Below are 10,338 nucleotides of genomic sequence, written 5' to 3'. Positions count from 1 at the left end.
ACGTCGCGAACGCTCCGTTCGGGACGTTCATCGTCTGCAACGGAGCGTTCGCGGCAGCGGATGACACCGTCGGCGCGGCGAGGTCCGAGGGACGCCCTCGGTGCGTCCACCGCTCCCAGGGACGCCCTCGTCGCACCCAACGCACCCAGGGACGCCCTTGTCGCACCCAACGCACCCAGGGACGCCCTTGTCGCACCCCGGGCAGCGCACCGAAGGCGCCACACACCAACGCGCAGTACCCGCCACCGCGGAACCCCACAGTGAGACAACCCCACATTGGGCGCCACTGTCCGTGGGGGCCTCCTGGAGGGACCCAGAGTCCCTCCAGGAGGCCCCCACGGACTTTCACCCCCGCGAGCTCCATCCACAGTGGACAGAGTTTTAGGCATACCGAAAACTTTGCTTCGCTGACCCGAAAACAGGCCTTCGCCGATGATCACGGTCACAGGACGTTGACCTCAAGTTAAGTCGAGGGAGCAGAGTGAGTTTCAGGCGGCACACCTCCGGGTAAGCCGCGAACGGCCAGTAGTCCCACGCTGTGGCGGGGCACGGCCCCCGGTCGCCGAGATCGGGCGTGTGCTACTAGGTTCGGTACTGGAAACTTGCGTCGAAGACAGAAGGAGGGCCAATGGCCCGCTACGAGCTGCCCGATCTCGACTACGACTACGGCGCCCTCGCGCCGCACATCTCCGGTGAGATCAACGAGCTGCACCACAGCAAGCACCACGCGACCTACGTCAAGGGCGCGAACGACACGCTCGACAAGCTCGAAGCCGCCCGCGAAGCGAACGACTTCGGCTCCATCGTCGGCCTGGAGACCACCCTCGCGTTCAACCTGGCGGGGCACGCGAACCACGTGGTGTGGTGGAAGATCCTCTCCCCGGAGGGCGGCGACAAGCCGACCGGCGAGCTGGCCGCGGCGATCGACGAGGCCTTCGGCTCGTTCGACAAGTTCAAGGCCCAGTTCACCGCGGTTTCGACCACGATCCAGGGCAACGGCTGGGGCGCGCTGTCCTGGGACCCGATCGGCAAGACGCTGATCACCCAGCAGCTGCGCGACCACCACAACAACCTGATCCTGCCGACCGTGCCGATCCTGCTGGTCGACGTCTGGGAGCACGCGTTCTACCTCGACTACAAGAACGTCAAGCCGGACTACGTCAAGGCCCTGTGGAACATCTTCAACTGGGCCGAGATCAGCAAGCGGTTCGACAACGCCGTCGCCGGCGGCAACGGCCTGCTGCTCGGCTGAGCCGCTCCCACCACGAAACGGGGTCCTTCCACGGAGGGGCCCCGTTTTCGTTTGCCCGCGAGTACCCGGGAAGTGAGAGGGTCGGCGACATGGACATCGACGCCTACCTCGCCCGCATCGGCGCCACCCGGCCCGCCGAGGCGGACGCGCGGACGTTGCGACGGCTACAGGAGCACCATCTGGCGGCCGTCCCCTTCGAAAACCTGAGCATCCACCTCGGCGAACCGATCGAACTCACCGAGGAAGCGCTGTTCGACAAGATCGTCCGGCGTCGCCGCGGCGGTTTCTGCTACGAGCTCAATGGCCTGTTCGCCGCGCTCCTGCGCGAACTCGGCTTCACCGCGGCATTGCACGGCGCCTACGTCGTCGGCGAGGACGGCACCACCGGTCCAGCGCTCGACCACGCCGCGATCCGCGTCGACCTGGCCGAGCCGTGGCTCGTCGATGTCGGCTTCGGCCGGTTCAGCCGCTCGCCGCTCCGACTCGACGTCACCGAACCGCAGGCCGACCCCGAAGGCGAGTTCCTGCTACGAGAGGGTCCAGCCGGGGACACCGACATCTCGTGCGACGGCAAACCGCAGTACCGGCTCGAACAGCACCCGCGAGCACTGGCGGACTTCACGGGCATGGCGTGGTACCAGGCGACGTCGCCGGACTCGCATTTCACGCGGAAACCCGTCTGCTCGCTGCCGACGCCGGACGGCCGCATCTCCCTCTCCGGCGATCAGCTGATCGAGACCGTCGGGGGCACACGCCGCGAGTCGACGCTCGATACCGACGACCAGATCCTGGCGACCTACCGCGAGCGCTTCGGGATCTCGCTGACCAGCGTCCCGCGTTCACCGCGTGAACAGCCTTGACGTGGCATGTCCCGATCCCGACCATGGACGCGTCAACGGACGAATGAACTCGGCGGTCAATGAACGGAGCCCCGCACCCGGGGTTCCCAGATGCGGGGCTCCGTCCGTTCCCGAACTGACTGCCGCTCCCACCACGAAGCGGACATGTATGAGGTTAGCCTAACCTCAGTAGTCGGGCAAGAGGATCTTGCCGGAGACCCGGATCTCACCCGTTCGAGTGATATGCGGCGTTCCCGGGACGAGGGGAGGCCCGCCCGCTAGCGTCGCTTCGTGGTCACCGTGGGTAGGCGCAACTGGATCGCCATCGCGATCATCCTCGGCGTGCTGGCGATGTTCGCCGGGCTCGGCCTGGTCGCCAAGCTGATGCTCGGCCCCGTCTTCGGCACGAGCGATCCGCCGAAGAACCTCCCTGCGACCTGGCCGACACAGGGCGGCACCGCAGTACGCCGCGATGTCCCGATGCCCACCGGCGAGATGGTCGCCGCGCTCCCGCGCACCACGGCCGGACAGGTGCTGTGCCGGGCCATCCCCACACAGCGCTGGCCGGAAATCCTCGGCGGCCCGGTGCTGATGGAGGTCAGCCTGACCGGCGGCTGCCACGTGGTCACCGCGACCCTCGACGTGACCGTCGATCTCAATGGATCGACCACGCCCCTGGTCCGAAGCGAACCGATCACGATCAGCGGGCGAAGCGGTTATGCCGAACACAGCGAAACAGGGGCGACGCTGATGCTCGCGTTGACCGGCAACCGGCCGGGGACCTGGGTCAACCCGACACTGAACATCCGTCTCATGAAGGATTTCCGGGACGGCGAACGGGACCTGGCCGGAATGGCCAAGGCCATCGCGGAAGGCGTCATCGCGGCCACGACGGCACCGGGGCTTTCCCTGCCCCAGGACACCGAGAGCCTGTCCGGAATCCCGCCGAAGGCCGTGCCGCCGACCCCGCGTTTCGGCATCGTGGACGGCGCCTACCCGATGATCTCCTGGCAGCTCTGCACCCAGCTCGCGCACGAACTCGGCGTGGACATCGAGAAGACCAAACCGTCGATGCGCGGCGATTGCCAGCTCCAGGGCGACACCTTCAACGCCAGCGCCGACTACAGCGAAACCACCGCGGGCAAGGCCGAATACCCGGACAGGATCGCCGGACGCCCTGCCCAGTTCACCAAGAACTACGCGCAGGTCAAACTCACCGACGACACCGACCAGGCCGTCCGGTTCCACGCCTACTTCGTCCGGACCGACAATGACGACCGGCTGCACGCGCTGGTCGAGAAGGTCCTGCCGCCGTTGCTGGGCCGCTGACGACCTACACGCGGTCGCGCTTCAGGATCCGCAGACCGGTGCTGAACCGCCGTACCGGCAACGTGACACCGCCTCGCCTGATCAGCACGACAGCGCACACCACCGCGGCCAGCGCGGAGATCGCGCCGCCGAGGTAGAACGGCGAGCGGCCGCCGAAGGCGTCGGCCATCCAGCCGGTCATCGGGCCGCCGATGGGGTTGCCGCCGATCAGCACCAGCACGTACAGCCCCATGACCCGGCCGCGCATCTCCGGGCTGACCGAGGTCTGGACGAGCGCGTTCGCCGTGTTCAGGAACGTCATGGTGGCGAAGCCGAGCGGGATGAGGCCGATGCCGAAACTCAGATAGGTCGGCATGAACGCGGTGATCATCTCGAACACGCCGAGCGCCAGCGCCGCCAGCAGCATGACGCGTACGCGGGGCCTGCCCTTCGTGCCGCGCCGCGCGGACATGATCGCGCCGGTGAACGTGCCGACCGCGACCAGCGTGGAGAGCAGGCCGTAGCCGTCGGCGCCGGTGTGGAACACGTTCGCGGCGACGATCGGCAGCGACGAGAAGTACGTGATGCCGAACGTGCTCACGAAGAACACCAGCACCATCACCGTGACCAGGTCCGAGCGATGCCGGACGTAGCGGAGGCCCTCGGCGAGCTGGCCCTTCGCCCTCGGCACGGCGGCTCCGCGGAACAGCTTGCCGGGGTCCATCATGGCGAGCCCGGCGACGACGGCGACCGTGCTCACCGCGTTCGCGATGAACAGCCAGCCGGTGCCGACCCAGGTGATCGCGAACCCGGCGATCGCCGGGCCGACGATCCGCGCCATGTTGAAGATCGTCGAGTTCAGCGCGACGGCGTTGGTGACCTGGTCGCGGCCGACCATCTCGGCGACGAACGACTGGCGCGTCGGCACTTCGAGCGCGGAGGTGGCCCCGAGCGTCAGGCACAGCAGGTACACCTGCCAGAGCGCGGCGACCCCGGTCAGGTCGAGCACGCCGAGGACGGCCGCCTGGACGGTGTTGGCGCCCTGGATGATCATCAGCAGTTTGCGCTTGTCGACCCGGTCGGCGATCACCCCCGCCCACAGCGAGAGGAACAGCGTCGGGGTGAACTGCAGCGCCACCGCGACGCCGAGCGCGATCGGATTGTGGCCGCTGAGGGTGAACACCAGCCAGTCCTGGGCGATGCGCTGCATCCAGGTGCCGATGTTCGAGACGATCTGGCCGGAGAAGAACAGCCGGTAGTTCCGTACCCGCAGCGAGTCGAAGACACCGCGGCGGCGCGGTGGCGATTCCGGCGAACCGGATTCCGGGGACGGTGGTGCCGATGTCCGGGTAGCAGAGGTCTTGGACTGGCAGTCTGTTCCGCTACCCGTTGTGGTCACCGTTTTTCGTTCCCCGCCATCCTGTCGATGATCTCGGCGGCGCGGGAGAGCACTTCGCGCTCCTCGTCGCCGAGCTGAGCCAGTTGCTTGTCCAGCCATGCCTCGCGTACGGAGATCGCGTTGCGCACGTAGGTCAGTCCGCTCTCGGACAGTTCGACGATGGCCTGCCGGCCGTCGGTCGGATGCGGCCTGCGCTCCACGTACCCCAGGTCTTCGAGCGCGGCGATCACCCTCGTCATCGAGGGCGGCTGGACGCCTTCCTTCGCGGCGAGCTGGCCGGGGGTCAGCGGGCCGCATTTGTGCAGTGTGGACAGCGCGGCGACCTGGGTCAGGCTCAGGTCTTCCCCGACGCGCTGTGCCCGGAGCCGGCGGTTGAGCCGGACCACCGCGAGACGCAGGCGGCTCGCGAGGGAGCGCTCATGCGTGTCGCCGGACATATAGTTAGCATACCTTACGAAACATCGTCCCGATGGGTGAACCTCACCACGACCGGGCCGGGACCGGCAAACGAATTACTTGAAGGCCGCCTGGATCGGCCCGACCGCGAAGTACGCGACGAACGCGAGCGCGATCACCCACAGCAGCGGATGCACCTGGCGGGCCTTGCCGGTGACCGCGCGGATGGCGACGTAGCTGACGAATCCGGCGCCGATGCCGTTTGCGATCGAGTAGGTGAACGGCATGACCACGATCGTCAGGAACGCGGGCAGCGCGATGGAGAAGTCGGTGAAGTCGATCTCCTTGACCTGGGTCATCAGCATCGCGCCGACCACGACGAGCGCCGGGGCGGCCGCCTCGACCGGAACGATCTGATACAGCGGCGTCAGGAACATCGCGGCGAGGAACAGCACGCCGGTGACGATGTTCGCCAGTCCGGTGCGCGCGCCTTCCGCGATCCCGGACGCCGATTCGACGAACACGGTGTTCGAACTCGAGGACGCGAACCCGCCCGCCGCGCCGGCGAGGCCCTCGACGAACAGTGCCTTGCCGACGTTCGGCAGCTGGCCGTCCTTGGTGAGCAGCCCGGCCTCCTTGCCGAGCCCGGTCATGGTGCCCATCGCGTCGAAGAAGTCCGCGAGCACCAGCGTGAACACCAGCAGCACCACGGTGATGATCGGCAGCCGCGTCCACGCCCCGAACGAGACGTCGCCGAGCAGCGAGAGGTTCGGCAGCCCGGCGACGGTGTCCGGCAGCGCCGGATAGCCGAGGTTCCAGCCCTTCGGGTTCACGCCCTTGGACGGTCCCGCCTTGAAGATCGCCTCGACGACGATCGCCAGCACGGTCGAGGACAGCACCCCGATGAGGATCGCGCCCTTGACCCGCTTCGCGACCAGGATCCCGGTGATCAGCAGCCCGACGACGAACACCGCGGTCGGCCAGGAGGCGATCGACCCGCCGATGCCGAGCCCGACCGGGACGGTGGTGTGCGCGTCGTCGGGGAGCCGCCGCACGAATCCGGCGTCGACCAGGCCGATCAGGCAGATGAACAGGCCGATGCCGACCGCGATCGCGGATTTCAGCGCGGCGGGCACCGCGCGGAACACCGCGGTCCGGAAGCCGGTGAGCACGAGCACCACGATGATGACACCCTCGATCACCACCAGGCCCATGGCCTCGGGCCAGGTCATCTGCGGGGCGATGGTGACCGCGACGAGCGAGTTGATGCCGAGCCCGGTGGCGATGGCGAACGGGTAGTTGGCGACAAGGCCCATCAGGATGGTGAGCACCCCGGCCACCAGCGCGGTGACCGCGGCGACCTGCGGGACGGGGAGGATGGCGCCGGTGATGTCCTTGTGCGCGGCGGCGTCCTGCGCGGAGAAGCTGCCGAGGATCAGCGGGTTGAGCACGACGATGTAGGCCATCGTGACGAAGGTGACGAGCCCGCCGCGCAGCTCGCGCGACACGGTGGAGCCGCGTTCGCTGATCTTGAAGAAACGGTCCAGAGTGGACGCCGTCCGCTGCTGCGCCATCGCCTGCCTACCCTCCTGGCTGTCGCGAGGTACCCTTCCTCACGTGGGCGAACCGATCAATCCTCCGGACGTTACGAGCTCGTTGCGGCCTACGCCCGAGCTGCCCAAGCGGCTGACCGACCTGACGCCCGTGGTGATCGTAGGGACATCGCTGTGGGCTGTCGCGCTGGTCGTGCTCTTCTTCACCACAAGCGGGGTGTGGGTGCAGACGGCGCTGTCGGGCGTCGTGCTCGGGTTCATCGGCTTCGGCATCATCGGCTGGCAGCGCGCAGCGGCGCGCCGAGGTTCGAAGAGCGCGCAACGGCTCTAGCGGCCCCGCACGCGGAAGCCGTGGCGCCGGTAGAGCGCCGCGGCGTACTGATTGGACGGTCGCACGCGCAGCACCACCCGCTCGGCGCCGTGCTCCTTCGCCCATTCGACGACCGCGACCACCAGCGCGTCACCGACGCCCCGGCCGCGGGCGAACGGCGCGACCCACATCGAGATCAGCTCGACGACGTCGTCGCGTGGCATCCCGCTCGCCATTCCGGCCGGTTTGCCGTTCAGCGCGGCCAGCACGTTGAACGAGTGCCCGCCGAGCCGCTGCCGCCAGCGCAGCTCCGTGTCGCCCGGACCCGTCCAGTCCCCGACTGACGAGCCGAACGCCTCCGGCGCTTCCCGCAACGCCGCGAGGCGCATCTCCCGCCACGCCGCCCAGTCCTCGGCAGTGAGCACACGCAGCGAGATCACGGTGTCCCCTCAGTTCAGCAGCGTCGCCGGAGCAGGATCGTCGAGCAGTGCCGTCAGCAGGTAACGATCGGGCCACCGGTCCGTGGCCCAGGCGAAGGCCCGTGCCAGTCCCTCGGAGGTGTCCGCCGCGTGCAGACGGTCGCCGGACCACCACGGAACGTCGTGCTCACCGTCCTCAAAGGACACCGTGAGCGTTTCGTGCAGGAGCACGCCGCCGTCCGGAAGCCGCACGCCGAGCTGGTCGGCGGCCAAGCGCAGCGCGGGCAGGTCGGCCCAGGGGACGTACTCGCCTTCGCTCGTCACTTCGGCGCGCAGCGAGCTGGCGAGCGGCAGGTCGAGCAGTTCGGCGAGCCGCACCGGTTCCTCCGGCGTGACCACCATTCCACCCGGATCCAGCACCGCGGCGAACCAGGGAACGTCCAGTACGGCGACGTCCTCCGCTTCGGCGACATAGCTGTCCGCGACCCGGATGCCGCCTGGCATGTCCAGTTCGTGAACGTCCACTGTGGATTCGACGAACGCCGCGTACGCCCGTGCGGCAAGACCGGGCGTGATCCGGCGCTCCGGATCACCGAGTCGGTCGAGCAGCTCCTGCACTTCGTCCACAGAGGACAGTGTCAGCTCGGTACGCACCCCGGCGGCGAGCAGAACTTCCCGGCTCAGGCCGAGATCCGGGACCTCGTCGTAGAGACCCGCCAGGTCGACGGCGTCCGGCATCCGCCAGGTGATGGGCGGCTCGCCGTCCAACAGGGCGTTGCGGGCAAGCCACCAGCTCGCGTGTCCGTCCGGCGCGGTGAGCGCGCGCCACGTCTCCGGCCGCGCGGCCAGCAGGCGCAGCGCAGCGGGCCAGGCATCGTCGGCGACCAGGTCGAGATCCCGGATCGCGAGCAGTGCCGCCGGGGGCCGCACCAGGGAATCCCACCACTCTTCCTCGTCGGGAAGGTCGTGGTCGGGCTCGTGTGGCTCGGAATCGTCGACCACGGCGAAGGAATCGAGCACGCCGACGGCTGCCAGGGTTTCTTTCGGCCAGTCCTCGGCGAATTCTTCGTCCAAAACGGACAGTGCGCCGTCCTCGTCGAATACTTCCTCGTCGAAGATCTCCAGCAGCGGCGAATCGGGCAGGACGAGTTCGTCGGCGCGACGCCAGCCGTCCTCGGCCGGGAGGGCCAGTGCCCGCACCCAGGGCGGCGCGGAATCCCCGCAGTCGGCCACCAGCCGCAGCACCGCGCCCGCGAGCGTCATTCCGTCCAAACCGGACCGGATGTCCTCGACGCTGCGCTCGACGGCATCCATGAGCTGTTCGGACTCCAGCAGCTCCCGCGCGTCGGCGTGCTTGGCACCCAAGCGTTCCAGCAGCGGATGCGCGGCTTCGGGATGGACGAGCCGCAGCCCGGGGACGTCCACATCGGACAGCAGTTCGAGCAGTTCGGCCGAGCCTTCGACGAGCAGCGCCCCCCTGACTCCCGGCAGCGTCCGGCCGTCGGACAGCGGTACCGGAAGACCTTCGAGGGCGTTCGGGGTCAGCACGTGCGTGTCGACGGCGACCGCCAGCGCGGCGTAGAGGTCATGCCACCAGCGTGGCTCCCGCGTGACGCCGGTCAGCGCGTCGAGCACGTCACCGACACCGAGCGGCTCGGCCGAAACCGGCTTCAGCGTCGCGGCGACGCCCGGTGGCGCATCGGCGATCAGACCGGGGATCAGGTCCTTCAGGAGTGGTGTGAGCCCGGGGATGTCGACGTCGAGCACCTTGGCCTGTCGTCCCGCCAGTTCGCCGCCGGACTCCGCGGCCAGCCACGGTTCGTCGGTGAGCACCGCGAGGACGAGGTCGCGCACGGTCGCGTCCACAGTGGACTTCGGGAACCCGGCTGCGGGCACCAGCGCGAAGCGGTGTTCGGGCGGCAGCAGGCGAACCAGGCCGACGTACTCGCGCGCCGCCGTTTCCAGCGCTGACGTGAGCGCCTCGCCGGGCAGTACCCGGCGTCGGGACGGTTCGGTCGGCACCGGCGCGATCAGCCGCGCGGGCAGCGAAAGCCGGTCGTCGGTGGGAGTCGGCGCGTGCAGCACGTCGTCATCGAGCGGTTGCGGTGTACCGGATTCGTCGACCGGGACCGCCCAAACCGCCGTCCCGCGATGCGTCAGCCATCGCCTCCGCTCGCGCGGCCCGCGGATTTCGACGACGTCGCCGTCCGCCGTCCGCGTCCAGACCTCGCCCTCGACGTCGAACTCGGCCAGCCACGGCAGGGCGAGGAGCAGATCGCCGACGTCCTCGGCGAGGTCACGCAGGAGTTCTCCGGCTCGCACGTCGTCCCGCAGCGGAAGCCGTACCTCGGTGTCGAAATCTTGTGGCAGCGGCGGTTCCTCCGGCGACACCGGCCAAGGCAGGCGTAACACCGCGACGTCGCCTTCGCGACCGGCGGCCGCGCGAGTGCGCTCCGCGGAGAAGGCGACACCACCAGTCCGCGACACCACGCGCGGCTCGCTGGACACCGTCAGCACGGCCGCGAACCCGACCCCGAACTTGCCGACGGTGTCCTTCGAGTCCTTGCCGGAGGCCCTCAGCGAAGCCAGCGATTCGACGCCGCGGTCGTCCAGCGGCGCCCCGGTGTTCGCGAAGCGCAGCTCACCGTCCACAACGGACACTCGGACTCGGCCGGGCGTCCCGGCGGCCTGCGCGGCGTCGGCGGCGTTCTGGGCGAGTTCGACGAACAACCGGTCGCGATAGGCACCGACACGGAGATCGCCCTCGGCGTTGGTGTCCTCGACGAACCGGGTCGGCGAGTCCTGCCAGGCCCGCAGCACCGCGGTGCGTAACCGCTCGGTGCCGAACGGATCGGTCACGGG

At 68.8% G+C, this 10,338-nt stretch carries 9 protein-coding genes; 4 read left to right on the top strand and 5 right to left on the bottom strand.

What is annotated here, in order from left to right; genetic code table 11:
- The first annotated feature begins 628 nt into the window (after positions 1-628).
- From ACFWX1_RS18845 to ACFWX1_RS18835, 3 genes are all read left to right on the top strand, one after another.
- Positions 629-1,252 (top strand): superoxide dismutase, encoded by a 624-nt coding sequence (locus ACFWX1_RS18845; RefSeq protein ID WP_003088226.1) that lies wholly within the window; start codon positions 629-631, stop codon positions 1,250-1,252.
- Positions 1,253-1,341: 89 nt separating this feature from the next.
- Positions 1,342-2,112: an arylamine N-acetyltransferase gene (locus ACFWX1_RS18840; protein WP_378388884.1), complete on the top strand. Its 771-nt coding sequence runs from the start codon at positions 1,342-1,344 to the stop codon at positions 2,110-2,112.
- Between the two features lie 270 nt (positions 2,113-2,382).
- Positions 2,383-3,420 carry a hypothetical protein gene (locus tag ACFWX1_RS18835; RefSeq protein ID WP_378388882.1) on the top strand — a complete coding sequence of 346 codons (1,038 nt, stop codon included), beginning with the start codon at positions 2,383-2,385 and terminating at the stop codon, positions 3,418-3,420.
- A gap of 4 nt (positions 3,421-3,424) precedes the next feature.
- Here ACFWX1_RS18835 and ACFWX1_RS18830 read toward each other — a convergent pair whose 3' ends face one another.
- The 3 genes from ACFWX1_RS18830 to ACFWX1_RS18820 form a co-directional block, all read right to left on the bottom strand.
- The gene (locus ACFWX1_RS18830; protein ID WP_378388941.1) at positions 3,425-4,672 is read right to left on the bottom strand and encodes an MFS transporter; all 1,248 of its coding nucleotides are present in this window, start codon (positions 4,670-4,672) and stop codon (positions 3,425-3,427) included.
- A 122-nt stretch (positions 4,673-4,794) separates the two neighbouring features.
- Positions 4,795-5,235 carry a MarR family winged helix-turn-helix transcriptional regulator gene (locus ACFWX1_RS18825; RefSeq protein WP_378388880.1) on the bottom strand — a complete coding sequence of 147 codons (441 nt, stop codon included), beginning with the start codon at positions 5,233-5,235 and terminating at the stop codon, positions 4,795-4,797.
- A gap of 75 nt (positions 5,236-5,310) precedes the next feature.
- Complete coding sequence (locus tag ACFWX1_RS18820; RefSeq protein ID WP_378388878.1) at positions 5,311-6,768, bottom strand: NCS2 family permease; 1,458 nt, start codon at positions 6,766-6,768, stop codon at positions 5,311-5,313.
- An 82-nt stretch (positions 6,769-6,850) separates the two neighbouring features.
- Here ACFWX1_RS18820 and ACFWX1_RS18815 point away from each other — a divergent pair, with 82 nt between their 5' ends.
- The gene (locus ACFWX1_RS18815) at positions 6,851-7,078 is read left to right on the top strand and encodes a DUF2530 domain-containing protein (RefSeq protein ID WP_378328730.1); all 228 of its coding nucleotides are present in this window, start codon (positions 6,851-6,853) and stop codon (positions 7,076-7,078) included.
- Here the strand turns inward: ACFWX1_RS18815 and ACFWX1_RS18810 are convergent.
- A complete protein-coding gene (locus ACFWX1_RS18810; protein WP_378388876.1) occupies positions 7,075-7,497 on the bottom strand; it encodes a GNAT family N-acetyltransferase in 423 nt (140 codons plus the stop codon). The genes ACFWX1_RS18815 and ACFWX1_RS18810 overlap by 4 nt on opposite strands.
- 9 nt (positions 7,498-7,506) lie before the next feature.
- Positions 7,507-10,335 carry a sacsin N-terminal ATP-binding-like domain-containing protein gene (locus tag ACFWX1_RS18805; RefSeq protein WP_378388874.1) on the bottom strand — a complete coding sequence of 943 codons (2,829 nt, stop codon included), beginning with the start codon at positions 10,333-10,335 and terminating at the stop codon, positions 7,507-7,509.
- Between the last annotated feature and the right edge of the window lie 3 nt (positions 10,336-10,338).

This window comes from Amycolatopsis sp. NPDC059021 (assembly GCF_042739895.1).
Lineage (GTDB): Bacteria > Actinomycetota > Actinomycetes > Mycobacteriales > Pseudonocardiaceae > Amycolatopsis.
This window is presented reverse-complemented; position numbering and strand designations above follow the sequence as displayed.

Bases quoted from the DNA above. Each gene is read 5' to 3' on its own strand.
- ACFWX1_RS18845 (WP_003088226.1), top strand. From the start codon at position 629: ATGGCCCGCTACGAGCTGCCCGATCTCGACTACGACTACGGCGCCCTC.
- ACFWX1_RS18840 (WP_378388884.1), top strand. From the start codon at position 1,342: ATGGACATCGACGCCTACCTCGCCCGCATCGGCGCCACCCGGCCCGCC.
- ACFWX1_RS18825 (WP_378388880.1), bottom strand. From the start codon at position 5,235: ATGTCCGGCGACACGCATGAGCGCTCCCTCGCGAGCCGCCTGCGTCTC.
- ACFWX1_RS18820 (WP_378388878.1), bottom strand. From the start codon at position 6,768: ATGGCGCAGCAGCGGACGGCGTCCACTCTGGACCGTTTCTTCAAGATC.